The sequence below is a fragment of the Helicobacter pylori genome (assembly GCF_003637685.1).
In the GTDB taxonomy this organism is placed as follows: Bacteria; Campylobacterota; Campylobacteria; order Campylobacterales; family Helicobacteraceae; genus Helicobacter; species Helicobacter pylori_CJ.
Window position 1 is genome coordinate 1 of record NZ_MVWW01000004.1, and the last position, 23,719, is coordinate 23,719.

Sequence of the window (23,719 nt, forward strand, 5' to 3'; positions counted from 1 at the left end):
ATTAGCATCCCTTTAATCCAAAGAAAAGCTAGCGTCGTTTCTAGTGGTAGCGATTACACGAACTCTTTTGTTTTCAATGAAGGGGCTAGCCATTTTAAGGTGTTTTTTAATTACGGGTGGGTGTTTTGAGTGTGAAATCCATTAAGCGCGAAATCCATTGACAGAAATAATATTTTTTTAAATAAAAGCCTTATTTTTGTCTTTTTTTCTTATAATAAGATTTAAGTTAGTGTTGATAATGATACGCTAAGATTTTTCAAACCTGTGCGATCGAATCAATATTTTTTAATAAGATCATAGCTTTAATATTCAAAATAGTATAAAAAGGAAAGTTATGTATGCGGCTCATCCTATTAAACCCCTAAAAGCCCCTAAACTCAAAACTCAATTTTTAAGGCGTGTGTTTGCGGGCGCGTCTATTAGGCGCTGGAATGACCAAGCATGCCCTTTGGAATTTGTGGAATTAGACAAGCAAGCCCATAAAGCGATGATTGCGTATTTGCTCGCTAAAGATTCAAAAGACAGGGGTAAAGATTTAGATTTAGATCTTTTAATCAAGTTCTTTTGCTTTGAGTTTTTGGAGCGCTTGGTTTTAACCGATATTAAACCCCCTATTTTTTACGCTCTCCAACAAACGCACAGCCAAGAATTAGCCTCCTATGTCGCGCAAAGCTTGCAAGATGAAATCAGTGCGTATTTTTCTTTAGAGGAACTCAAAGAGTATTTAAGCCACAGACCCCAAATTTTAGAAACTCAAATTTTAGAGAGCGCGCATTTTTATGCGTCTAAGTGGGAGTTTGATATTATTTATCATTTTAACCCCAACATGTATGGCGTGAAAGAAATTAAAGATAAAATTGACAAGCAACTCCACAATAACGAGCATTTGTTTGAAGGGCTTTTTGGGGAAAAAGAAGATTTGAAAAAATTGGTGAGCATGTTTGGGCAGTTGCGTTTCCAAAAGCGCTGGAGCCAAACTCCAAGAGTGCCACAAACCAGTGTCCTAGGGCATACCTTATGCGTGGCGATTATGGGGTATTTATTGAGCTTTGATTTAAAAGCTTGTAAAAGCATGCGGATCAATCATTTTTTGGGCGGGCTTTTCCATGATTTACCCGAGATTTTAACCCGAGACATTATCACACCCATCAAACAAAGCGTTGCAGGGCTTGATCACTGCATTAAAGAAATTGAAAAAAAGGAAATGCAAAACAAAGTCTATTCCTTTGTGTCTTTGGGCGTTCAAGAAGATTTGAAATATTTCACCGAAAACGAGTTTAAAAACCGCTACAAAGACAAGTCTCATCAAATCGTTTTCACTAAAGACGCTGAAGAATTGTTCACGCTTTATAACAGCGATGAATATTTTGGGGTTTGTGGGGAGCTTTTGAAGGTGTGCGATCATTTGAGTGCGTTTTTAGAAGCTCAAATCTCTCTTTCTCATGGCATTTCCAGTAACGATTTGATTAAAGGGGCTCAAAACCTTTTAGAATTGCGATCCCAAACAGAACTGCTTGATTTGGATTTAGGGAAATTGTTTAGGGATTTTAAGTAATGAACTATAAAGAATTATTAGAATTTAACGATTACGCTATGGATTTAACCATTCGCACAGCACATCATAGCACCGCTATTGAAAACAATCCTTTGAGCCTTGCTGAAACTATAAGTATTTTAACCACTGAATACATTCCTAGAGAAATGCCCCAAAGAGCCTTCTTTGAAGTGAAAAACTATCAAAACATGCTCTTCTTTCTATTAGAAAATCTGGATAAAGGACAAAGCGTTGATAGCTTTTTTATAAGAGAGTTGCATGGGATTTTAATGAATTTTTTACTCCCTAATAAGGGGGCTTTCAAAACGACTGATAATACCATTTTAGGAGATAGTTTTGAAACGACCCCCCATTTTCAAGCGCCTATGGCTATGAAAGAATGGTGCGATAACCTCAATTATAAGATGAAGACCTTACAAGATAAAGAAGAAAAACTAAAAGCTATTTTAGAACAACACATTTTGTTTGAAAGGATACACCCTTTTAACGATGGTAATGGTAGGGTGGGCAGAATGCTAATCTTTTATAGCGTTTTAGAGCAAAACTTAATACCATTTATGATCACCAAAGAACAAAAAGAAGCTTACATTAAGGCTTTAGACACGCATAATACAGAAATCTTATACCAACTCGCCAAAGTATCCCAAGAGTTCGAACTCACACGCATACAAGGGCAAATGGTATTAAATAAGAATAAGCCCTAAAATCATGGTTTTCAAGCGCGCATCAAATAGAGCTTTTTCCTTTCGCTTGAAGAAGCGATGTTGAGCAGTTGGCGGTATTTGGTGATCGTTCTTCTTACCATTTTCAAATGGAATTTTTCTTCAATGAGTTCTAAAATCTTAGCGTCGCTCAAAGGCTCTTTTTTGTCTTCGTTTTTAATCAATTCTAAAAGATAGTCTTTGATCACAGCGTTTGAAGTCTCGCTATTGTCTAAGGCGATGCTAAAGAAATGCTTAATGGGGAAAACCCCCCTTTCGCATGCCAAATATTTATTAGAAATGGCCCTTGAAATCGTGCTTACAGAGTGGTTAAATTCATTGGCTAAATCTAATAGCTTTAAAGGGCGTAATTCCTTACCCTTAAAAAAATCGTATTGATACTCTAAAAGCATCAGACCGATTTTATAAATCGTGGCTTTTCTTAAATTTAACGCATCAATCAAATCTTTAGCCTCTTTTAGTTTTTCTTTCAAATAATCGCTATTCTCAAAGCGATTTTCTTCTAAACTGATCGTCGGGTAGCTCTCATCATTCAAACGCACGATGATTTCATTGTCCACTTCTAAAATAAAAATCTCAGGAATGATCTCTATTTCTTTTTCTAAAAACTCAATGGCTGGGGGGTTTTTAAAGGATTTTAAAATCTTTAAAGCCTTTTCATAATAAAGATCTTTAGAAAATTCATGGTGCTTTTCTAAATTTAAAATGATTTTTCGCACCTCTTCATAAAGCTCGTTATTGTCTAATTCCCTACCCTCTAACTGGAATAAAAAGCCCTCTTTCACATCTTTAGCGCCAATGCCAGCGGGATTAAGGTAACTAAAACGCTTGCGCACTTTCTCATAAACTTCGCTCTCTACCCCTAAAATCTTAGCCCTTTCTTCAACATTTTCTTCAAAATACCCCTCATTATTCAACCCGCTGATAATATCCATAGCGATTTTTTGAGAGGTTTCAGTGGGAAAGAGAGGGGGAATGATTTGAGTCTCTAAAGTTTCAAAAAGGCTTTTAGAAGCGGTTGCGAAATTTTCTAAATGATCGCTACTCTTTTTAGCGCTAAAACGATCGCTAAAATTTTTGATGCGTTTGTTTTCAATTTTGATTAAAGGGTTATCTAAAGCGTTTTGTTTCAACACTTCTTCTAAATCTTCAAGCTCGCTTTGTAAAATGGGGAGCCATCCTTTTAAAGTGGCGTTTAATTTGTTTTTAGGGCTAAGGTTTGCGCGTAAGATCGCCATGTCTATACCTTAAAATTTTCCCCTAAATAATACTTACGCACCAAAGCGTTTTCATAAATTTCATTAGCGTTCCCACTCGCTAAAAGCGTGCCGCTTTTAATCACATACGCTCTATGGCACACGCTCAAAGTCTCTCGCACATTGTGATCAGTAATCAACACGCCGATGTTTAATCCAATCAGGCTTTCAATGATTTTTTGAATGTCAATCACCGCAATCGGATCCACACCCGCAAAAGGCTCATCTAATAATACGAATTTAGGGTTTTTCATTAAAGCCCTAGCGATTTCTACGCGCCTTCTTTCTCCCCCACTCAAGCTCATGCCCTTGCGCTCTCTTATGGCTTGGATATTAAAAGCGTCTAGCAAGCTTTCCATTTTTTCTTCGCTCTCTTTAGAGTTTTTAAAAGTGCTCTCCCCTGCTAGGGCTAGATTCTCTTCCACGCTCAATTCTTTAAAAATGCTGGATTCTTGGGGCAAGTAGCCTATGCCTAAGTTAGAACGCTTGTGTAAAGGGTATTTAGCTAAATTGACATCGTTTAAATAAACGCTCCCCCCACTAGGCTCTAAAAGCCCGCATATCATATAAAAGGTGGTGGTTTTACCCGCCCCATTAGGCCCTAAAAGCCCCACCACTTCGCCGCTTTTCACTTCTAAAGAAACATCTGAAACGATTTTGGTTTTTTTAATCTGTTTGTTTAAATGCTCTGCTTTTAAAATATCCATTCAAGCGACCCTTTAAGCGATCTTTATCGTATAAAAACGGCTAGTTGATTCGGTTTTGATTTCCACAACCTTAATAGCTAAATCGTATTTTTTTAAAATTTTTTCTAATTTTTCATCGCCCCATTCCACAAAATGGATCCCCTTTTCTAACAAGCACTCCAACATGCCAAGCTCCAAGCAAGCCTTTAAATCGCGCATGTAAAAATCATAATGGAACACGCTCTCGCTATAAGCATGCATCAAGCTAAAGGTGGGCGAAGTCGCTTGAATGTCTAACCCCAAGTGTTTCAAGCACGCTTGAACTAAAGTCGTTTTACCGCTCCCCACAACGCCCTTTAAAAGCACCACCCCCTTAAAATCATCTTTTAAAATTGCAGCCGCCACTTTGTCTAACTCGTCTAAATTCGCTCTCATAACAATTCCACGCTTTTGATTTCAAACTCGCTCTTAATTTCTTCCATGAGATTGGAATGGTTAGCCATAAATTCTTGCAAGGCTGTAGGGGCCTCTTTGGGTTGGGTTTCTTGAACCTCTTTTTCTTTAACCTCTTTAGTGTCGTTTTCTTTAATTTCTTTTTTTTGAATCTCTTTTTCTTTAGTTTCTTTTTTAACCGCCTCTTTAGTTTCATTTTCTTGCATTTCAGCCGTGGTTTCGGTGGTTGGTTGGGGTAAAATTTTTTCCCTTAAAGAAGAGATTTTAAAATCTTTAACCTCTTTAGTTTCTTCTGGAGCGCTTTTATTTTCCAAATGATTTTTTAAAGCGATTTTGATATTTTCGCCCTTGCCAAAAACGCTATCAACGATACTTTTCACGATTTTAACACGCTCTCTTAAAAGCTCTTTATCCTTATCAGTGGCTAAAGACTCCCAAGTCAAGGTTTTAGTCTGGCTGTCAAAATCAATGAAACGGATATTTTTTTCAAACACCGCCCCTAATTCGTAATTGCGCTCATAAACCAATGTTTGGACTTGTTTGAAAAGGTTGTGGAAAATGCGATCTTTAGCTGAAAGCATGGGAGTTTGTGGGGTTTCTGCGCTCGCTCTTTTTTCTAGCTTTTCTCTTTTTTCTGTTCCCTCTATTCTTTCTGCTTGTTCTATTTTTTCTGTGCTTTTGGGTTCTTGTTTAGGGGCGTTATAGCTTATGCTAGGGTTTTGATTGAAAGGGGTTTGCTCTAATTCAAAAATCGCATCGTCTAGGGCTTTGAGCTTCAAAGCTTCTTTGAATTTCATTTTCAATAACAACAGCACAAAACTAGCATTTGCCCCTTCTTTTAAAAGGCTCAAACTGCTCATAATGATTTTAAAAAAGCGCTCTATTAAAAGAATGGAATACGAATCAGGGCTTAATAATTTCGCTTTCAAAAAAAGCATCATTTCTTCTAAAACGCTCTCGGTTTCATAATTTTCTAAAATGGCATAACGCTCTTGTAATCGCGCTTCATCTTGATTGATTAGGCTTTGGAAAAAATCTTCTAAAACGCTCCTATCAATCGCCCCTAACATTTCAGCCACTTTGCTTTCTGTGATAGCGTTATCGCAATAATTGATGGCTTGCTCTAAAAGAGTGATCGTATCCCTCAAACTCCCTTGCCCGCTGTGAGCGAGTTTTTCTAACGCGCTGTTTTCATAGCTCACTTGTTCTTTTTCTAAAATGGTTTTTAAATGAGAAATAACGGAATTTTCAGGGATTTTTTTAAACCTGAAATGCTGGGTGCGGCTGAGTATGGTAGCGGGCAATTTCAAAGCGTCCGTTGTCGCTAAAAGGAATTTCACATGGCTAGGAGGCTCTTCTAAAGTCTTTAAAAGCGCATTAAACGCTTCAGTGGTGAACATATGCACTTCATCAATGATAAAGATTTTATAGCGCCCAAAGCTTGGTTTGTAACGCGTTTGCTCTATGAGGTTACGGACATCATCAATCCCCCTATTAGACGCCCCATCCATTTCTATAATATCTATGTGGTGGTTGTTTAAAGCGCTCTGGCATTGGATGCAAGTATCGCAAGGCACGGCTTTTGGCCCTGTTTCGCACATTAAAGCCCTAGCAAAAATCCTAGAAGAGCTGGTTTTACCCGAACCTCTTAACCCGCTGAATAAATAAGCGTTAGCCAAACGCTGGTTGTCTAGGGCTAAAGAAAGCGTTTTAGCCACGCTCTCTTGACCGACTAGCTCGCTAAAATGTTTGGGGCGGTATTTTAACGCTAAAACTTGCATATTGATTGTAATCCTTAAAACTCATTTAGAAGTATTGTAATGCAAAATGACTTAAAAACTAGCCCCTTTTTAGGTTTTGCTCAATAGCACTAAAAAATCTTTAAATAAATTAATACTAAGCGTCCCCATGATAGCGGTTACAAAGAGATTCACGCCCATAAAGATTTTTTGATTGTTTAAAAGTTTAGAGCCATAGCGTAAGGACAGGGTGCATAACAATAAAAGCCAAGAAAGGGCAGCCGATAAAGTGCCGGCTAGAAAGACAAATTTTTGCACTAAGTTAAAAGACAAAGCGCTCGCGCCAATGAGAAACACCATTTCCAAATACACTTGAGGGTTGAGTAAGGTAACGCCTAAAGTGAATAATAAGGTCTTTTTTAAAGATAGTTTTTTGGGAGTTTGGACTTGCTTCTTTTTAAAGGTTTGAAAAAGGGTTTTTAAAGCTAAAAAAGCGTAAAATCCGGTAAAAACTGCCCCAAATAAATTCAAAAACAAGCTCAAATAAAGGTTTTTAGCGAAATAAGCCCCCACGCCAAACACGCCCATGCTCATTAACACAATATCGCACATAAAACACAGAGCGCAAATCAAAAACACATAATTCCTAGCCATGCCTCGCTCTATAATAAACAAGGATTGCGCCCCCACCGCCGCGCACAAAGAAATCGCTAAACCAAAACCTTCTATAAAAACCACAAACATCTTGCTTAAATCCTTTCACTCAAAATAAGCCAAAAACTACCAACGCCATACAAACCAATCATCCAAAAGGGTATTTTAAAATTTTAGGGTTTAAAACGACCTTTATAAATTAAAAGTTAAATGATGACACAATGGCTATTAAAATTAAAAACCCCATTTTTTACCGCTCTTAAAAGCGTTTGAGAATAAGTTAAAATTAACATGGTAGAATGCCAAGATTTGCTGTCGTCATGCGGCAAAAATTTAGACAACAAGGAATTGGGAATGAGAAGGAGTTTGGCTTTTTGCCTTTTAGCTTTGCTTGGATTACAGGTTTTAGGCGCTAGGGATTTTTCGCAACTCAAAAACGAGGAACTTTTAAAATTAGCAGGCACTCTGCCTTCTAATGAAGCGATTGATTATCGCATGGAAGTGTCTAAACGCCTTAAAGCTTTAAAAGCTGAAGACGCTAAGAAATTCCGCACGAATTTCAGCCGGATCGCTAGGAAGAATCTTTCCAAAATGAGTGAAGAGGATTTCAAAAAAATGCGTGAAGAAGTGCGTAAAGAATTAGAAGAAAAAACCAAAGGTCTAAGCGATGAAGAAATTAAGGCAAAAGGGCTTAATGTGAGCGTTTGCAGTGGTGATACGAGAAAAGTTTGGTGTAGGGCTGTTAAGAAAAAAGACGAACATTGCTCTCCTAAGTGAGATAAAATTTAATTTAAAAGGAAAAATATGAAAAAAGCGTTGAAAATACTTTCTGTTAGTGCGTTGTTATTTGTGGCTTTAAACGCCAAAGATTTCAGCAAAACAAGCGATGAAGATTTAGCTAAAATGGCTGGCATTGTCGCTCCTCAAGATGTTGTGGATTACACAAAAGAGTTAAAAATGCGCATGGAAAAGATGCCTGAAGATAAGAGAAAGGCGTTTCATAAACAATTGCATGAATACGCGGTTAAAAACACAGACAGCATGACCGTAGCGGATTTTGAAGCCCGCCAAAAAGCCGTTAAAGAAGCGCTTAAAAAAGGCAACATGAAAGACATGGATGATGATTTGGGGTTGCGATCATGCGATCATGGAAAAAAACATAAACACCATAAACGTGGTGGTCATGACAAACATGGCAAAGGGCATGGCAAAGAACAAGGCAAAAAAGATCACGATCATGATGATCATGGCGAAAATGAGAAATAAAGCTTAAACCACACCACTTTTTCTATCAAAGCTTCAAATTCTTTAAGCAGAAATCCTAAACGCTTTTAGCGTTTGGGATAAATGCGTTCTGTTAGCTATCGTAACAAATATCACTAGTAATTTGTATTTGTTGGTTTTTAAAATAGAGTATTGTATAATTTTAGCCATTTAAATTTTTTAATAAAGGATATTATTATGGATTATACATATAACCCAAATAGTGAAATGAATATTTTAGATCGTGTATTTAACACGGCCGTCTTTAGCAACAATAGTGCCTTTGATATAACGCCTTTTGATTTAGGCGAGGAACAGATGAGCGTGGAAATGGAAGATGAGATAGTCAAAAGGTTACCAGCTGCCGCACAAACCGTAGTAAGCATGAATATTTTCTTACCAATCACAATTAAAATCCCCATTCTTAAAACAAGCCCAGCCTATAAGACATGGCTTAACGCAAGGAAGCAAAATCCTATTTTAGGCGGATGCACTTTAAAAGACGACACAGGGTTTCAGTGTGTGATAAAACAAGTAACTTTGGATTTCAATGTTATAGATTTGGTAACAAACGCTGAATTTACGATTAAAGGCGACTTCTACCCCCAACCACAATTTGATAAAATTCCAATCAAAAAATAAAAATCTAAAACCGCTTCAGCGTTGCAAACCATTCAAAAGAGTGTTTTAATACTCTTCAAACATTTCTTGGATTTTTGCCTTATCATTCGTTTTAGTTAGAGCGAGTTGTAAAAGCACCCTAGCTTTTTGAGGGTTTAAATTATCGCTTGTGATAAAGGCCTTGTCATCAATCTCGCCTGAAGTAATCTCACCGCTACCTACCCTGCTAGAACGAACAACAACCACCCCCATTTCGCTCGCTTCTTGCATCGCTTTTAAAAACCCAGCGCTCACATTCCCGTTACCCACCCCAGCTATCACAATGCCTTTTGCATGCGAGTTTAGGCTCGCTTGGAATAGATCAAGGGTCATGCCGACATGCGTGTAAATAATATCCACTTTAGGCAAGGGGGGGTTGAGCTCTAAAATGGAAAATTCGCTCTCTATGGTGTGCTTTCTTAAAGGCTGCATGTAATAGCGTGCCTTGCCATAATACACGCTCCCTATCGCGCCGCTATTTAAGGCTTTAAAGGTGGAAGTGTGGGTGGTGTGCGTTTTAATCGCTTCTCTAGCGCTAAAAATACTATCATCCATCACCACCAACACGCCCTTATTCGCGCTTTTTTCATCGATCGCTACGCTCAGCGCGTTGTATAAATTCAAAGCGCCATCCGCGCTCAAAGAAGAAGCGTTACGCATCGCTCCTACTAGCACGACCGGTTTTGTGGAGCGTAAAACCAAGTTTAAAAAATACGCGCTCTCTTCTAAAGTGTCCGTGCCATGCGTGATCACCACGCCCTTAATACGGCTATCATTGAGCAATTCTTGGGTGCGTTGAGCGAGTTTGAACCACACTTCTTCATTCATGTCTTGTGAGCCGATGTTAGAAATCTGCTCCCCTAGAATGCGAGCGATCTTAATAAGGTGATTAGGGATAGCCTTCAAAAGCTCTATGATACCCAACTCACCGCTCTTATAACGGCCCAAACTCTTGCCTGCGCCGCTCCCGGCAATCGTCCCCCCTGTCGCTAGTAAAACGATGGTGGGTAAATATTTAGCCATGACTTGCCCCTTCAAACAAAATAAAAGGATTTAAAGATTTTGTAGTATAGTAAATCGTTGTTAAAATAAATTTAAAAAGAGTTGGTTGTGGATACCTTTTTTCAAATTATCGTGTTACTTTTTTCGCTTTTTTTAGGGGCAAGACTAGGGGGCTTGGGAGTGGGCTATGCGGGAGGCTTGGGCGTGCTTGTTTTATGCTTATTTTTGGGGCTAAACCCGGGCAAAATCCCTTTTGATGTGATTTTAATCATCATGGCAGTCATTAGCGCTATCAGTGCCATGCAAAAAGCGGGGGGCTTGGATTACTTAGTCCAAATCGCTGAAAAAATTTTAAGGAAACACCCCAAGCAAATCAACTATTTAGCGCCCAGCGTAGCGTATTTTTTAACGATACTAGCCGGCACCGGGCATACGGTTTTTTCTTTGATTCCGGTGATTGTGGAAGTGAGCCAGAGCCAAAACATCAAACCCAAAGCGCCTTTAAGCTTAGCGGTAGTCTCCAGTCAAGTCGCTATTACCGCAAGCCCGGTGAGCGCGGCGGTGGTGTTTATGAGCGGTATTTTAGAGCCTTTAGGAGCGAATTATCTCACCCTTTTAATGGTTTGGATCCCTACAACTTTTTTAGCGTGCATGCTCACGGCGTTTATTATGGGCTTTACTGATTTGAAATTAGACAGCGATCCGCATTATTTAGAGCGTTTGAAAGCGGGCAAAATTTCGCCCCCTAAAATCAAAGAAGAAAAAGAAACTTCAAAAAGCGCGAAATTATCGTTATGGATTTTTATCGGCGGGGTTGTAGCGATCGTTTTTTATGCGAGCGCAATTTCTAAAAATATCGCTTTGATCAGCCCGGTGGTTTTAGGCAGAGATTACGCGATTGTGTCTTTCATGTTGAGCGTGGCGGCTTTCATTGTGATTTTTTGCAAAATCAACGCTAATGAAATCGCTCATTCAAGCGTGTTTAAATCCGGCATGCAAGCGTGCGTGTGCGTGTTGGGCGTGGCATGGCTAGGCGATACTTTTGTGAGCAATCATATAGATGAAATCAAGCGATACGCTTCTTTTTTGATCGCTGATTACCCGTTTTTATTGGCTGTGGCGCTTTTTTTAGCTTCCATGCTTTTGTATTCGCAAGCTGCCACCTCTAAAGCGCTCATCCCAAGCGTGATCACAGCCTTAGGCATTAGCGCTAATCATACGGAGCATTTGTATATTATCGTGGCTTCTTTTGCGAGCGTTTCAGCGTTGTTTGTGTTACCCACTTACCCCACTTTACTAGGAGCGATCGCTATGGATAACACCGGCACCACTAAAATGGGCCGTTATGTGTTCGATCATGCGTTTTTGATCCCTGGAGTTTTAGTCGTGTCTTTGAGTGTAGCGTTAGGGTTTGTTGTCGCACCGTTAGTTTTGTAGATTTTATCATCAACGATAAAAGCTTGACGATTTTTCTAAACCCTCCCTTAAAAAAGAGGGTTTAAAGCATTAGTAAGCAAACACATAATTGAGATACACGCTATAAAGCCTTCGGTATTCTAGCTTAGTGCCTAAAAAAGAATAGTAATTGGTGTTAATGGTAGGGATTTTAACGCCTAATTCCACGCCATGCTGTGCGGAATGTTCGCTGTCTTTTTTCTTAGCTGTAGCGAGATTCATCCTCAAACCGAGATTGAACAAGAATTGGAAATTAGAGGTATTGACTTTCGCGCTGTAAGGGTTATTGAACGCTGTTAAATTCACATATTGAGAATTAAGCCATGTCGTCCCTGCTAGTTGGATACCACCAAAAAGACCCACAGAAAGCTTGTTGTTATTTTTAGTGGCTTTATCGTTAAGAAAGTTAAACAATAAATCGCTCCCACCGCCATAAGTCCATATGTCAGAAGACGAATTAAAAAAGCTGGATTTGATATAGCCGTGGTTGTAATCAAAGAAGCCATAATACCTTAATCCCCATCTTTTGCTTTCGCCAAAGAATTGTTTATAGCCCACTTGCACGCCAAGCCCATTCATTGCGCCGTTGTTGTTTTGAGAGCTGATCATGCCCACTTTTTTAAAGGGGTTATTGCTCATCGCCGCTAAAGCTTGATTGAGTTGGGATTGTTGCTCTGGGTTGATTTGGTAGTTGTATTGGCCTGCTGCTGGGGCGTTTTTATCGTAAGGTAGGGTAACGATGTCTTTTGTATTGACTTTGTTGTGGGGGAATTGAGAAATTTCTTGGCTCAAATTCTTAGCGTTGCTATAGGCACTCACGATCTCTGCTTCATTGGATTTTAGATTATAAACATCTTTAGCCACGCTTAAAGCCGCATCCACCCGATTACCATAATAGCTCACGTTGTTTTTAATCGTCTGAATTTCTTGGTTCAAATTCACCTCCTGTCTGTAAGGGTTAGTAGGCGTTGAACCCGCATTGGGTATTTTCAAGTAGGCTTTCTCTAGATACTTATACTGCTCTGCAGGGATAGAACTAAAGAGGTTGAAAATGTCTTGAGCGTAAGAGATGACTTGCTTTTGGTTTTGAGCGAAGGTGTAGATGTCTTTAGCGAAATTAGGGTTTGTTTGAGTCCCTGTAGCTTGAGCTTGCAGCTGAGTGGATAGGGTGTGGTTACTTTGAGAAAGCGTAACCGCTTGTTGCAAGATAGGTATCATCGCCTTGATATTGTTAAACACCGCATACTGCGTTGGGTAATTAGTGGATGTGATAGCGCCGGATGCGTTTGAAACGCCATTGATGACGATATTTTTCCACATCATAGCCGTCTTAGTGCTTGCGATTAAATCCATGAGCTTTTGCGCGGCTTCAAGAGCGCTGCTTACGGTTGAATTTGGCGAGTTTGAACCTTCTGTTGTAGCGCATCCGGATAAAGCGCAAAGATTGTTGCCTTTAGTGGTAGCGTTTTGTTGGGCTGCTTGGAGGCTTTCAGCGAGTTTTTTCATCTCGCCGTAAGTGGTTTGATTCATCACGCAGTTTTCAATTCCTGAGCAGTTATTAATGATCGTTTGAAAAGGAGGGTTGCCCTGAACACTAGCGGGTCGTTTACTATCCTTATTACCCACAAAAAAAGTGAGGTAGTTCCCTGCATAAAGACTCCAAAAACCCAATACCGAAGTGATAACGGCTTGCACGGCATTGAAGATGGGCGATTGGGTGGTACTGTTGTAGTTGTTGTTGGTAAAGCTTTTCAAATCGTTTAAAGAGCTATTGACCAGCTCAATGTTGTTAGCGTTTTGAATGCTTTGCTTCAACGAAGCCACTTGGTTTAAATACTGGCTTAATTGCTCGTATTTGTCGTTCAAGTTTTTCAATTCACCGGTGTTTTTGACCATTTGCACCGCTTCGCCGATTTGATAGCCCACGCCTACAAAAAAGCCGTTGTCTTCAGCGTGGAGCGATGATACCGCAAGCGAGAGAGAGAGAGAGAGTAAAAATCGTTTTTTCATAAAATGTTCCTTAAAGTAATTTTTTTGTTGCAAAAATATTCTAAAATAATAATAGATTTACAATGAGTTTAATTTTACAATAAATTTTTTGGATTTTCAAAAAAAAAAAAAAAGATTTTGGGGTATTTTTTAACTATTTATCTTTGGAGTGTTAATTTTTGGAACGATAAAATGATTTTTTGAATTTTATTATCAGTGTTTAATGGGAACGAAGCCACACTAAAACAAGAACGCGTAGCTGACAAAAACTTCTTTATTCCTAAAAACGCTGAAGTTTTGTCGGATCGTTTGTTGCTGCCACACATTGCTAGCACCAAAGTTTTTCCAACTTTGCGCGCTCAAGCTGTAATAAGGGATTTTTAGCCCCACATTGAAGCGGTTGTGTTTGCCTATATACAAAGAGCCTCCAAAATTCACAAAAAACCCCCCACCTGCGGCAAAAAATTTATCCTCTTGTTTCGTGTTTTGGTTTTGATAGTTAGGACTCCATAAGATGGCGTATTCCACCCCACCCCCACCAAACACGCCTATTTTAAAAAACAGCATTTTTTCTGTTTTTAAAGCGAGTTTTAAAAGGGTGTCTATAGGGAGATTGACAAACACATTCACATTCAAACCAAACGCCATGAAATTCCCGTTATTCAAAAGGAAGTTTTGAGGACTTGGGGTTTTTTGTAAATTTAAAGAACCTTGAGCGTTTGAAATAGGATCGTAGGTTTTAATCGCGCTCGGGTCATAATTCGCTTGGGATAAAAGGGTGTTACCCCCCACTTTTTGACCTAATTGCGCTTTAGCGTATTCTATATCCCCCCACACCCTTAAGCCTAAAATATGGTATTTATCAATAGCGATTTCATCGCCTATTTGCCCGGTATAAGAAAGGTTTTTACCCCCCTTATAATAGGCTTCTAATTTCTCGCCATAACACACGCTACTAGGGCAAGTGGGGTTGTCTTTATAGGCTTGTTGCCACATGCTTGTGCGCGTGCTAGCCCCTGTGCCTAGCCTAAAGCCCAAATAAATATGGTTTTTCGTTTTAAAAAAAGGCGTTTTTTCAGTGGCATTGCCCCACAAAACCCCCAAACTCGCTAAAAAAATGAACGCTTTCAAACGCTTTTTTGATTCAATTCTACCCATAATGGCACTTCACTTTGTAACATTTCTTGATTAAAAAATTCCTCTATGCTCTCTCGCATGCTCTTTATTTCTGTAAGGGTATTGACGCAATTGCGAAACGCGCTCGCTTGCATTTCGCCCTTAGCGTAAGCATGCAAGTTCTTTCTAAACATGATTACCCCCCTATCCCCATAAAACTCCACCATTTTATCAAAATGTTCTAAAACCAGGTCTTTTTTCACGACTGCGGGCAATTCGGTGGTGTTGTTTCTGATTTGCCAAAATATCCATGGGGCTCTTAAGACCGCTCGCCCTATCATTAGCCCATCCGCTTGCGTGATTTGCAAGACTTCAAAGGCTTTTTTCACGCTGTCAATTTCACCATTGGCTATCACAGGCTTTTTTAAAATCCCTTTCATTAAAGCGATGCTTTCATAATCTATTTTGTCTTTTTGATACCTATCGCTTCGCGTCCTCCCATGCACCACCACATAATCCACCGGCGCATCATTCAAGGCATGAGCGATTTCTTTGGGGATTTTCTTTTCAAAGCCTAAACGCACTTTCACGCTTGTGATTTTTTTATTGGTGTTTTCTCTGATTGTTTTTAAAAGCTTCACTAAGTGGTTTAAATCCTTCAATAACCCGCTCCCGTTACCATGATTAGCCACTTTAGGGGCAGGACAACCGCAATTAAAATCAATCCCACTCACATGATCTAAAGCGTTAATTTTTTCAACCGCTTCTTTGACTACGCTCTCTTTAGAGCCTGAAATTTGCGCCATGAAGTGATCTTCTAAAGGGGATTTTTCCAACATCTTAGAAGTTTTATCAAACGCATACACCAACGAATGCGAGCTCACCATTTCGCTTGTGGTAACATCCACGCCAAATTTTTTCACCACGCTTCTAAAAGGCAAATCCGTATAGCCTGCTAGAGGGGCTAGAAAAAGCCATTTTTTATTCTTAAAGTCCATCCGCTCTCATATCAAAGTTTTTGCCCTATTTTGACACAATCAAGGTTAAAAAACGCTTTAAAACTTATCGCTTGATTAAAATGAACTTTTACAGATTGATGAAACTCTGTTTAAAACGGGTTAAAAAATCATGCGTTGGTTGTTTTAAAAACTCTGCGTATAAAATGGGCCGTAAGCGTTTAGGGATATTCAACCTCCTAGCTTTATCTTTAAAATCCTTTGGCATGCTTAAAGTTTGTTGGGGTTTAAGAGCGATAAACACATGCTCTTTGTCGCTTTCAATGATGAATTTTTGAGCGATTTCTAGGCTAAAAAAATGGCGTTTGATTTCTTCTTTTTGAGAAAAGCTCAACACATACCCCTTTTGCTTTAAGATTTTATCCACCATAAACAGCGCGTTTTGCGAATACTTAAAAAAAGTGATCCCATGCCTTTGTGAAACGGGCGTTAAAGGATAAAGCCGCTCTTTTTCTTGATCCAAAAATTTAAAACTTTGGATAATGCCCTTAGAATAGTGTTGCATCAGGGCGTTAGCGTAACGTTTCCTGAAAAAATTGCGTTTGAATTTTAAAGAAGAATTAGAATTATCTTCAAAAAATTCCCAATCTTTAGCGAGCGTTTTAAGGGTGTCTTTAGGGGTGTAGAGCAAGGGGCGCACAATCGCATAAAACCCTCTTTTTTCATAGGCTTGAAAGCCTAAAAGCGTGTTTAATCCGGCGCCTTTACTTAATTGCATCAAAAACCATTCCAGCCTGTCATTCAAATGGTGCGCTAAAATCAAATGCTTGTAAGAATGCTCTTTGATTAGGGTTTCAAAAAAATCATAACGGACTTTTCTCGCTTGCATTTCAAAATTGCGCGCGATTTTTTGAGCGTGATGGATGTAGCATTTTTTATGGTGTGTTTTTGCGAGTTTTTGGGCGTGTTGGATGATTTCAAGGCGTTGTTTTTGCGTGTTATAATCCACTAAAGCGATGTCAAAAGCGATATTTTCTCCAACTAAAAGATGAAACAAGCAAGTGGAATCCAACCCACCTGAAAAACCCAATAAATTTTGACCCTCCCTTAAAGGATCTAAATAATTTTTAAAATCTCGCGCTGTCAAATCGGTGCTAAACGCATGCTGGATTGATGGCGTTTTTTCATGAAGTTTCCTTGTAGGTTAAAATGCCTTTGAGTAAGCTCGCGCCTTCTATGCCTAAAATTTCATTCCTGAGTTTTTCCACTTCATTCAAACCTGGAGCTTTTTGATGAACGGCTTCGTTGCGGATGTTTTGAATGAGGCTTAGGCTTTTTGAAAAAGGATAATTGATGAATCTTTTTAAGTTTTCTTCTAAATGGTATTGGACTTTTTCGTGTTTGAGTAGGAGTTTCATGGTCCCAAAATTAGGCTTTTTAGTGAAAAAATCTTTAAGCGTAAGAGATTTTCCTTGGACTTTATAAACTAAATCATAAAGGCTGGGATCTTTTTTGCAAGCCTTTAAAAGAACTTGTTTAGCAAAAGTATAAATTTCGTATTCTAAGGTTTTGGTGTATTTGACGATGATGCTGGTAAAATCATTCAAAAGATCGTTTTCGCTTTGTAAAAGCTCTAATTCGGCATGAATGATGTTATTGATGCTATCAGGGTGTAAGAGGTAAAAAAGCCTTTTGCCAAAAACAAAACGCATGAAATTTTCTTGCATGGTTAAATATTCTTTGCTTTTATACACGCTCAAATAATGCTTTTCATCGCCTAAAAAATAAGAACGCTCTTCTTTTAACTTTACCGGCATATACACGCTCAAATAATGCTTTTCATCGCCTAAAAAATAAGAACGCTCTTTTTTTAACTTTACCGGCAAAGGATAGACATAATTATTCCCATAAATGGCGTAAGTGTGGTTGTTTGGCGCGATGAAATTGGCTAAAAATTGATCCCTTAAAAGGCTGAAGTCTTCCCTGACTAATTCCCTTAAATCGCTGATAATAAAAAAGTCTTCCACTTCCAAATTTTTTTCTTTATAATAGCTAGGGATCAAACCCTCATCAATCTCTTTAGAAACCTTTATCACCTTAGCGGCAAATAAATTAGCGTAATCGGTCAAAAAAAGCTGTAAAAAATTTTTTTCATTAGTGGCTTTGTAAATTTCTTCTAAAGAGTCGCACTTTTCTTGATCGTTGAGCTTTGATCGGATCTTACCAAAGCCCACTTGGGATTTTTCCTGTAAAACGCTTAAATGTTGTTGAATAACATCTTGTTGGTAGTAAGGGTTATACAAGATTAAAAGGTGGTTCATGTCTTGAGTTTATTTTAGGATTTCTTTGAGGTTTTTCTTGATCTCATCAGGATTTTGTTCGTATTCTTGGATGAGATCTTTTAAAATTTCAAACAATTCGTTAAAATCTTGCGGGTGCTCTTTCTTAAACTTCACTACCAAATCCAAAGCTTCAAAAGCGTTATTTGATGGATCTTTGTCGTTATCAAAAGCCTTTTTTATATCCAAAATCATATTGGTAATGCAAGCGCTTTGTATGGGGCTTGAAATGCGTTTGATTAAAAAGCACTTAAGCGCGTTTGCAAGCTTAAAAGATGAGCAAATTTTAGAAAACATCGCTTTTCCTTATTGAAAGATTTAAAATACCGCTTGTTGGCTTAGCCCGTTTCAAGCTCAGCCAAAAAGCCTTTTTGATGCGTTTTTGAAATTTTAGCACAATTTTAGTTCATTCCTCTTCAGGCTCAACATCTATGAAATCTTCGCCTTTGATAAAATCCTCGCCAGTTTGAATCCACTTTTCAAGACCTTGAGCGCACTCTTGCGTTTTTTTAACGCTTTCTTCGCATTCTTGAATGCATTTTTCTAGTTCCAACACGCTCGGGAAACATGTTTGTTTGAATCTGGTTTCATCATTGATGAGGGCTAAGATTTCTTGTTTTTGTCCGTCAAAATGAGATTTCATTTCTTCTTTAGTTTCTTCAAATTCTTGTTGTTTTTGGTATTTGTTATAAGAATCCCATGCTTCAAAAGCAAGACCGATAAAAGCGGTAAAGCTTTGTTCAAATTGCCTGCCAATCTGACAGTGCCCCAAGGTTTGAATTTTAAAACCAAATCTATGCCTGTAAATTTTGCCACAGCCACTATCCCGTCTCTAGCCGCTTTGATATTAGTTGCATTGATAAACTTGCTTTGTTTTAAAAGATCGATTCCAATCCTTCCAAATGTCCCGGCATGTTTTTCAAAAGAACTCACATCGGCGTTAAAACTCGTTTCAATTTTAGCAATTTCATTTACAATCCCTTGCGTTTGTTTTTCAAATTCATTTTTGACTCTTGTTTCCATATTGATACATTCATCGCCTATTTCTCTAATAGCGAAATCATTAAAGGTTTCTAGGCTAGTGCCAAGAACTTGACGGATGAGATCGCTAAAATACCTTATTATAAATTCTCTTAAATGGATGCGGGCTTGAGAAATTTCTTTATTTAAATCTTGAATATCCTTTCGCCTTTTTTTCAAGCGTTTTATTCAAGCGTTCCATTTCTCTATTAATATCTTGCAACGCTTGTTTTGCGGGTGGCGTTTGCCTATAGACCACATCTTGAATGACGCTTTTTTTGGCTTCTTCTATGATGGTTAATTTCCCGCCATTTTCTTTAATCTTTTTTTGAGTCGCGTCTTGCAAGGCTTTGATATGCGAGAGCTTTTGGAATTCTTCTTTATGCTTTAGCCAGTGTTCAAACCCCAAGTCAAAAGGGTTTGCCGCCACAGCGACAATAATCAAACTTTCTTTTTCTTTTTCGCTTAAAGAAATCAATTCATTCAGTCGGTTTTGGATGTTTTCTTTTTTGATCTCAAATCTTTTGTTGTAATCTTTTTCGTCTTCAATATCCGCTTCTTCATCAAAACGGCTGATGACAAATACCGTCCTGGATAAAAGATTGAGCGTCCTGAACAACCAATTCAAATCGTCCTTATGGCTTTCTTTGATGGGGTTTGACGGGTTAAGCACGTATAAAATAAGATGAGCTTCACTGATATATTTTTTTGTAATATCTTTATAGCGTTCTATTTTGCCGCTATCGTGTTCTTTTACTTTAAATCCGAACAATCCCGGGGTGTCAACGAGCTCAATTTCATTATCTATGTCATAGACTTTAACTTCATCGCTGGATTCTTTGTGGTCTATCTTCATGCTCTCATCTAGCCGCTCGATCCAAGCTGCCGCTATGGATGTTTTCCCTTCAGAAAAACCTCCCACTAAAGCCACTTTAAGTTTTTGACCACCCGCATTTTCCATCGCATTACGGATTTTATCTTTGAAAGAATCTTCAATATTGATGCCGTATTTTTCGCCAGTTTTAATAAAATTAAGTAATTTTTGGAGGTTTTTTTGATTTCTCTCTTGATTTTTCTTAAATTGTTCTAGCGTTTCATTCTTCATTGCATGCTCCTTGTTTTGATATTATTAGATTGATGTTATGAGAGATGTACCCTAATTTTTCATGGGCTTCTTTCAATTGTCTTTTCATGCGTTCGCAATGATCAACAAGTTTGTTAAAACCGGCGTTGAGTTCTTCAATCATTCCCAATGCGCCTTTTTTATAATTTTCAATGCAGCTTTTCACATTCTCTGCAATTTTTTCACAAGCTTTATCTAAATTTTTATCCACTTCTTTTCTTTGTTGTGATTTTTTATAGTCTGAATCAAAAGAACTCCACACTGCTTTAATTACCCCCACTAATGCTAAACCCACTCCTGCAATTAGCGCAAACTCACCTACTATAGGCGTCAATAGAAGCAACACCAAACCTCCTATTGAAGCCAATAAGTCCACTGTATCAATGCCGCTATCCATATTAAAATCAGCATTAGGATTAAGATTATTAATACCGATGCGTTCTATAATCGCTAGAGAATCTTTAATTCTTTCTTCAAGTTGTTCAATATTTTTTCCTACACTTCCGCAGAATTGTTCCTCGCATTCTTTGAACCGCCGTTCTATATCTTCAATCAATTTTGTCTCTCTTTGTTTGAGTTCATTGTCAAAAATTTCTTTACATTCGCCATTTCCAATACCTCTTTCAATGCGTTCATGCATTTCTTTTCTAAAATCAGATTCGAATTGATGGATTTTGTTGGCCGCTGATTTTTCCAAATCTGATATAAATTTTTCTTTAGAACGATCCAAATTAAAGCGAGCTTCTTGTTGGTGTTCTTGCATGTCTTTAATCGTTGGATCGATCTGTTTTTCAATCGTAATTTCGATCGCTTTTTGTAATTCTTCTACCACTTTTAAGGCTTTATTGCAGTTTGATTGAATGATTTTGGCGCGCGAGTTTTTAAAAAGCTCTTCGGCTATAAATTCTACTAATGGTTTGAAATGGGATTTATACAATAATTCTCCTGCTTTAAAAATTTCTAGAAATTTTTGTTTCTTTTCATCAAAATCAGTCTCTGGGATCAAAGCCTGTGAAAGGCCATAAAAAGCCGCTTGGGCGCTAACTACCTTATGACCCTTGTAATGTTTTCCTAAAACGCCTTTCATCTTTTCGTCTAAAATTTTTAAGCTTTCTTGTTCGTTTTCATTAATAAGCTTATCTTTTAAGGCTCTTGGGCTGGTAATCGGTTTGTTGTAAATCGTCCATACCTCTGTTTGCGAATCAAGCTGTCTTTGGATTTTTTCAATCGTCCCCCTTTTCCCTTCTTCTCCTTTTTGCGGAGGATTAGGCGTTTTGGTAACATAAAAAATAGCATGGGCTTTTTGCGTTGCGTTAGAAATCTGATCAATCACTTTTTGTTCTCTGCCTTCTATCCCTGGAACATCCAGAAAAGTAAAGGTTTGATGGTTGTATCGGAAAGAATAAGATTGTGTTTTTAAAGTGAAATCGCTCCTCCCATCGCCTATAGTCGCTCCATCTTGCAATGAATGGAGTTCGTTTAAAATAGCCTGTTTGTTGCGTTCATCATTTTGATAATTGTTTTGGTAAGTTGAATAAAGCCGCTTGAATCGTTCTTGTTAATCCACTTTGCTTTGTTCTTTAAAAAACATCCTCAAACATTCAATAAGGGTTGATTTCCCCGCACCGGTTTCCCCATAAAAGGCAATGGTAAAATTTTCCCACTCTTCATTATTTTTCAAGCTTTCAAGCTCTTTTAAACTTTTAGATTCTAATTGCTGGAATACCTTTAACGCTTCTTGGTTGAATCGCTTTAGTTTTTCATCTTTAGCATCAGTGTTTTTAAAAATACTCTGAAGATCTTTAATACTTTTTTCTACGCTAGAATAAATGTTTTTCATTTTTGCATGCCTCAAAGCGGATTTTTCTTGCGCATTTTAACAAAAAAAAACGCAAACCCCCACGCTCTAACTACGCTCTAGCCGCGCTTTTAGCCCTATGGCTAACTTTTAAAAAGGGCTTAAAACCTTAGCGAGTAAGATATTGTCTTTAAACACACTAGGCACAATCGTGTAATGCCCGGGTTGTAAAGGGGTGGTTAAGGCACTGTCATTGATTAAAATTTCCCCATCCACTTCAGGCGCCCACCTGAGATCCCTAGCTTTGTAAAAATACTCGCCCTCTTTATGTTCCACTAACGCCTTAATGGGCTTATTCAACAAAGCCTTAAAAGAATGGTTCTGGTGTTTTAAAGCGATTTTATTCAAAGTTTTAATGCGAGCGTTGATGATTTTTTTAGGCACTTTCTCTAAAGAATAGGCATGCGTGTTTTCTTCCGCGCTGAAAGCAAAAATATTCAATCTGTCAAACCGGAACTCGTCTAAAAACGCGCTCAATTCTTCAAATTCGCCCTCATTTTCTTCTGGATGCCCTACAATGATCGTGCTTCTTATAAAGCTTTCTTTAACCTGTTTCATGGCATCTAAAAGCTTTAAATGGTGCGCTTGGCTGGAATTGCGCCGCATTTTTTTAAGCATGGAGTCGCTGATATGTTGGATGGGCATGTCAAAATAATTTTGAAAAATAGGCGAGTCTTCAATCGCGCCAATCAGATCTAAAGTGGTACTAGAGGGGTAGAGGTATAAAATACGCGCGCTCTTTAAGGCTTGCTGTTTGTCAATCGCCTTAATGAGCTGGATCAAGCCGTCTTTTTGCCCCTTATCGTATAAAAATGAGCTAGAATCTTGAGCGATAAAAGTCATATCTTTATAGCCTTTAAGAGCTAGATTCTCCACTTCTTTTAAAATGGAGTCTAATTCCCTACTTTGCAATTTCCCCTTAAAGCTAGGGATAGCACAAAAAGAGCATTTTTGGTTACAGCCCTCAGAAATTTTAACATAAGCATGCACGCTAGAGCCGGTGATGATGCGTGCGTTATAATGCTCGCTTAAAAACACTTGCTCGCTGAACTGGTTTTGTTTTTTAGCGATCAAAATATCAATCTTGTCATAATCCCCCACGCCGGTAAAAATATCCACTTCAGGGATCAGCTCTTTGATTTCATCTTTATAGCGTTCGCTCAAGCACCCGCTCGCAATCAAAATCGCTCCCTCTTTTTTGTCTTTAGCGGCGTTGAGAATGGTTTGAATGCTCTCTTGTTTAGCGCTTTCAATAAAACCGCAAGTATTGATAAGGATCACATCGGCGTTTTTAGCGTCATTGGTGAGCGTGTAATTATAAAGCTTGCCTAGCATCACTTCTGAATCCACCAAGTTTTTGGAGCAACCTAATGAGATTAAGCAAAGTTGTTTGTTTTCTTTAACTTGCATGTTAATGGCTTTTTAAGTTTTTCAAATCCACTTCCCAAAAGAAATCAATCCATTCAGGAGCGTCTTTTAAAAACGCGTCAGCTTTGTATTTCGCGCTTGTTTTTTGGAACAAACTCGCGCTATAAAACTTTTTATCAGGGTGTTTGTCTTGCAACACTTTAAGCACCGCTTCCAAAGAATTACCGCTATCTACGATTTCATCTACCACTAAAATGGTTTTTAGACGCTCTTTGATCGTGGGGATATTTTCAATTTTTAGGGCGTTTTGTCGGTGGGTGGTGTCATAAGAAATCGCATTGATGCCATAAACTTCCCTTAAATCCCAGTGCAAACTCAAAAAATGCGTCAAAGTCATGCCCCCTCGCATCACGCACACAAGGGCTTCTGGGATACCGCAAAGGCGCTCCACTTGTTTCACTAATTCCAAGCTGTCTTTCAAAAAGGCTTCATAAGAATAATGCAT

Annotated in this window: 23 protein-coding genes and 1 pseudogene; 6 read left to right on the top strand and 18 right to left on the bottom strand. The window is 38.4% G+C overall.

The annotated features are described in order from the left end of the window. The first annotated feature begins 334 nt into the window (after nucleotides 1-334). On the top strand, nucleotides 335-1,555 hold the full coding sequence (locus tag EAL44_RS03690) for an HD domain-containing protein (RefSeq protein WP_121074836.1): 1,221 nt from the start codon (nucleotides 335-337) through the stop codon (nucleotides 1,553-1,555). Continuing rightward, the gene (locus EAL44_RS03695) at nucleotides 1,555-2,259 is read left to right on the top strand and encodes a Fic family protein (RefSeq protein ID WP_121074839.1); all 705 of its coding nucleotides are present in this window, start codon (nucleotides 1,555-1,557) and stop codon (nucleotides 2,257-2,259) included. Before EAL44_RS03690 ends, EAL44_RS03695 begins: the two co-directional genes overlap by 1 nt. Nucleotides 2,260-2,270: 11 nt before the next feature. Here the strand turns inward: EAL44_RS03695 and EAL44_RS03700 are convergent, their stop codons facing one another. The 5 genes from EAL44_RS03700 to EAL44_RS03720 all read right to left on the bottom strand — a co-directional run bounded on the left by EAL44_RS03700 (nucleotide 2,271) and on the right by EAL44_RS03720 (nucleotide 7,155). Then, entirely contained in the window at nucleotides 2,271-3,515 is a 1,245-nt protein-coding gene (locus EAL44_RS03700; protein WP_121074842.1) for an RNA polymerase factor sigma-54, read from the bottom strand. A gap of 2 nt (nucleotides 3,516-3,517) precedes the next feature. Beyond that, a complete protein-coding gene (gene lptB, locus EAL44_RS03705) occupies nucleotides 3,518-4,240 on the bottom strand; it encodes an LPS export ABC transporter ATP-binding protein (protein ID WP_000353241.1) in 723 nt (240 codons plus the stop codon). Between the two features lie 12 nt (nucleotides 4,241-4,252). Beyond that, nucleotides 4,253-4,654: a tRNA (adenosine(37)-N6)-threonylcarbamoyltransferase complex ATPase subunit type 1 TsaE gene (gene tsaE / locus EAL44_RS03710; RefSeq protein WP_001202505.1), complete on the bottom strand. Its 402-nt coding sequence runs from the start codon at nucleotides 4,652-4,654 to the stop codon at nucleotides 4,253-4,255. Further along, a complete protein-coding gene (locus tag EAL44_RS03715) occupies nucleotides 4,651-6,453 on the bottom strand; it encodes a DNA polymerase III subunit gamma/tau (protein WP_121074845.1) in 1,803 nt (600 codons plus the stop codon). Before EAL44_RS03715 ends, tsaE begins: the two co-directional genes overlap by 4 nt. A gap of 69 nt (nucleotides 6,454-6,522) precedes the next feature. Continuing rightward, a complete protein-coding gene (locus EAL44_RS03720; RefSeq protein WP_121071106.1) occupies nucleotides 6,523-7,155 on the bottom strand; it encodes a LysE family transporter in 633 nt (210 codons plus the stop codon). Between the two features lie 264 nt (nucleotides 7,156-7,419). Between EAL44_RS03720 and EAL44_RS03725 the strand changes: the two genes are divergently transcribed. The 3 genes from EAL44_RS03725 to EAL44_RS03735 all read left to right on the top strand — a co-directional run bounded on the left by EAL44_RS03725 (nucleotide 7,420) and on the right by EAL44_RS03735 (nucleotide 8,970). Beyond that, complete coding sequence (locus EAL44_RS03725; RefSeq protein WP_121074848.1) at nucleotides 7,420-7,842, top strand: DUF1104 domain-containing protein; 423 nt, start codon at nucleotides 7,420-7,422, stop codon at nucleotides 7,840-7,842. Between the two features lie 27 nt (nucleotides 7,843-7,869). Beyond that, entirely contained in the window at nucleotides 7,870-8,331 is a 462-nt protein-coding gene (locus tag EAL44_RS03730) for a sialic acid-binding protein (RefSeq protein ID WP_121074851.1), read from the top strand. 195 nt (nucleotides 8,332-8,526) lie between these two features. Further along, entirely contained in the window at nucleotides 8,527-8,970 is a 444-nt protein-coding gene (locus EAL44_RS03735) for a hypothetical protein (RefSeq protein WP_121074854.1), read from the top strand. A 45-nt stretch (nucleotides 8,971-9,015) separates the two neighbouring features. Here EAL44_RS03735 and EAL44_RS03740 read toward each other — a convergent pair whose 3' ends face one another. Beyond that, nucleotides 9,016-10,041 carry a type II asparaginase gene (locus EAL44_RS03740; RefSeq protein ID WP_276206208.1) on the bottom strand — a complete coding sequence of 342 codons (1,026 nt, stop codon included), beginning with the start codon at nucleotides 10,039-10,041 and terminating at the stop codon, nucleotides 9,016-9,018. Between the two features lie 57 nt (nucleotides 10,042-10,098). Between EAL44_RS03740 and EAL44_RS03745 the strand changes: the two genes are divergently transcribed. After that, nucleotides 10,099-11,427, top strand: coding sequence for an anaerobic C4-dicarboxylate transporter (locus tag EAL44_RS03745; protein WP_121074860.1), 1,329 nt, complete (start codon nucleotides 10,099-10,101; stop codon nucleotides 11,425-11,427). A gap of 69 nt (nucleotides 11,428-11,496) precedes the next feature. Here the strand turns inward: EAL44_RS03745 and sabA are convergent, their stop codons facing one another. The 12 genes and pseudogenes from sabA to EAL44_RS03805 all read right to left on the bottom strand — a co-directional run bounded on the left by sabA (nucleotide 11,497) and on the right by EAL44_RS03805 (nucleotide 23,719). After that, entirely contained in the window at nucleotides 11,497-13,455 is a 1,959-nt protein-coding gene (gene sabA / locus EAL44_RS03750; RefSeq protein WP_121074863.1) for a Hop family adhesin SabA/HopD, read from the bottom strand. A gap of 219 nt (nucleotides 13,456-13,674) precedes the next feature. Further along, the gene (locus EAL44_RS03755; protein ID WP_121074866.1) at nucleotides 13,675-14,592 is read right to left on the bottom strand and encodes an outer membrane beta-barrel protein; all 918 of its coding nucleotides are present in this window, start codon (nucleotides 14,590-14,592) and stop codon (nucleotides 13,675-13,677) included. Next, a complete protein-coding gene (locus EAL44_RS03760) occupies nucleotides 14,562-15,548 on the bottom strand; it encodes a tRNA dihydrouridine synthase (protein WP_121074869.1) in 987 nt (328 codons plus the stop codon). The genes EAL44_RS03755 and EAL44_RS03760 overlap by 31 nt, the downstream gene beginning before the upstream one ends. Nucleotides 15,549-15,636: 88 nt before the next feature. Next, the gene (gene tilS / locus EAL44_RS03765; protein ID WP_121074872.1) at nucleotides 15,637-16,653 is read right to left on the bottom strand and encodes a tRNA lysidine(34) synthetase TilS; all 1,017 of its coding nucleotides are present in this window, start codon (nucleotides 16,651-16,653) and stop codon (nucleotides 15,637-15,639) included. Between the two features lie 37 nt (nucleotides 16,654-16,690). Then, on the bottom strand, nucleotides 16,691-17,827 hold the full coding sequence (locus tag EAL44_RS03770) for an HP0729 family protein (RefSeq protein WP_121074875.1): 1,137 nt from the start codon (nucleotides 17,825-17,827) through the stop codon (nucleotides 16,691-16,693). 9 nt (nucleotides 17,828-17,836) lie between these two features. Beyond that, a complete protein-coding gene (locus EAL44_RS03775; RefSeq protein WP_240448892.1) occupies nucleotides 17,837-18,085 on the bottom strand; it encodes a hypothetical protein in 249 nt (82 codons plus the stop codon). A 166-nt stretch (nucleotides 18,086-18,251) separates the two neighbouring features. Further along, on the bottom strand, nucleotides 18,252-18,488 hold the full coding sequence (locus EAL44_RS07960) for a LeoA/HP0731 family dynamin-like GTPase (RefSeq protein WP_423240980.1): 237 nt from the start codon (nucleotides 18,486-18,488) through the stop codon (nucleotides 18,252-18,254). Then, nucleotides 18,485-19,045 carry a LeoA/HP0731 family dynamin-like GTPase gene (locus EAL44_RS07965; RefSeq protein ID WP_240448885.1) on the bottom strand — a complete coding sequence of 187 codons (561 nt, stop codon included), beginning with the start codon at nucleotides 19,043-19,045 and terminating at the stop codon, nucleotides 18,485-18,487. Before EAL44_RS07965 ends, EAL44_RS07960 begins: the two co-directional genes overlap by 4 nt. Then, nucleotides 19,008-19,970: a LeoA/HP0731 family dynamin-like GTPase gene (locus tag EAL44_RS07970; protein WP_162970346.1), complete on the bottom strand. Its 963-nt coding sequence runs from the start codon at nucleotides 19,968-19,970 to the stop codon at nucleotides 19,008-19,010. Before EAL44_RS07970 ends, EAL44_RS07965 begins: the two co-directional genes overlap by 38 nt. After that, nucleotides 19,960-21,828 (bottom strand): annotated as a pseudogene (locus tag EAL44_RS03785) (GTPase). The gene EAL44_RS07970 and the pseudogene EAL44_RS03785 overlap by 11 nt, the downstream one beginning before the upstream one ends. Nucleotides 21,829-21,936: 108 nt before the next feature. After that, nucleotides 21,937-23,256: a 30S ribosomal protein S12 methylthiotransferase RimO gene (rimO, locus tag EAL44_RS03800; protein WP_121074884.1), complete on the bottom strand. Its 1,320-nt coding sequence runs from the start codon at nucleotides 23,254-23,256 to the stop codon at nucleotides 21,937-21,939. A gap of 1 nt (nucleotide 23,257) precedes the next feature. Further along, complete coding sequence (locus EAL44_RS03805) at nucleotides 23,258-23,719, bottom strand: phosphoribosyltransferase (RefSeq protein ID WP_108394536.1); 462 nt, start codon at nucleotides 23,717-23,719, stop codon at nucleotides 23,258-23,260.

Excerpts from the sequence above, each read along its gene's own strand:
- EAL44_RS03690 (WP_121074836.1), top strand. The coding sequence starts at position 335 with ATGTATGCGGCTCATCCTATTAAACCCCTAAAAGCCCCTAAACTCAAA.
- EAL44_RS03695 (WP_121074839.1), top strand. The coding sequence starts at position 1,555 with ATGAACTATAAAGAATTATTAGAATTTAACGATTACGCTATGGATTTA.
- EAL44_RS03700 (WP_121074842.1), bottom strand. The coding sequence starts at position 3,515 with ATGGCGATCTTACGCGCAAACCTTAGCCCTAAAAACAAATTAAACGCC.
- lptB (WP_000353241.1), bottom strand. The coding sequence starts at position 4,240 with ATGGATATTTTAAAAGCAGAGCATTTAAACAAACAGATTAAAAAAACC.
- tsaE (WP_001202505.1), bottom strand. The coding sequence starts at position 4,654 with ATGAGAGCGAATTTAGACGAGTTAGACAAAGTGGCGGCTGCAATTTTA.
- EAL44_RS03715 (WP_121074845.1), bottom strand. The coding sequence starts at position 6,453 with ATGCAAGTTTTAGCGTTAAAATACCGCCCCAAACATTTTAGCGAGCTA.
- EAL44_RS03720 (WP_121071106.1), bottom strand. The coding sequence starts at position 7,155 with ATGTTTGTGGTTTTTATAGAAGGTTTTGGTTTAGCGATTTCTTTGTGC.
- EAL44_RS03725 (WP_121074848.1), top strand. The coding sequence starts at position 7,420 with ATGAGAAGGAGTTTGGCTTTTTGCCTTTTAGCTTTGCTTGGATTACAG.
- EAL44_RS03730 (WP_121074851.1), top strand. The coding sequence starts at position 7,870 with ATGAAAAAAGCGTTGAAAATACTTTCTGTTAGTGCGTTGTTATTTGTG.
- EAL44_RS03735 (WP_121074854.1), top strand. The coding sequence starts at position 8,527 with ATGGATTATACATATAACCCAAATAGTGAAATGAATATTTTAGATCGT.
- sabA (WP_121074863.1), bottom strand. The coding sequence starts at position 13,455 with ATGAAAAAACGATTTTTACTCTCTCTCTCTCTCTCGCTTGCGGTATCA.
- EAL44_RS03755 (WP_121074866.1), bottom strand. The coding sequence starts at position 14,592 with ATGGGTAGAATTGAATCAAAAAAGCGTTTGAAAGCGTTCATTTTTTTA.
- EAL44_RS03760 (WP_121074869.1), bottom strand. The coding sequence starts at position 15,548 with ATGGACTTTAAGAATAAAAAATGGCTTTTTCTAGCCCCTCTAGCAGGC.
- EAL44_RS03770 (WP_121074875.1), bottom strand. The coding sequence starts at position 17,827 with ATGAACCACCTTTTAATCTTGTATAACCCTTACTACCAACAAGATGTT.
- EAL44_RS07960 (WP_423240980.1), bottom strand. The coding sequence starts at position 18,488 with ATGAAATCTCATTTTGACGGACAAAAACAAGAAATCTTAGCCCTCATC.
- EAL44_RS07970 (WP_162970346.1), bottom strand. The coding sequence starts at position 19,970 with ATGAAGAATGAAACGCTAGAACAATTTAAGAAAAATCAAGAGAGAAAT.
- rimO (WP_121074884.1), bottom strand. The coding sequence starts at position 23,256 with ATGCAAGTTAAAGAAAACAAACAACTTTGCTTAATCTCATTAGGTTGC.
- EAL44_RS03805 (WP_108394536.1), bottom strand. The coding sequence starts at position 23,719 with ATGCATTATTCTTATGAAGCCTTTTTGAAAGACAGCTTGGAATTAGTG.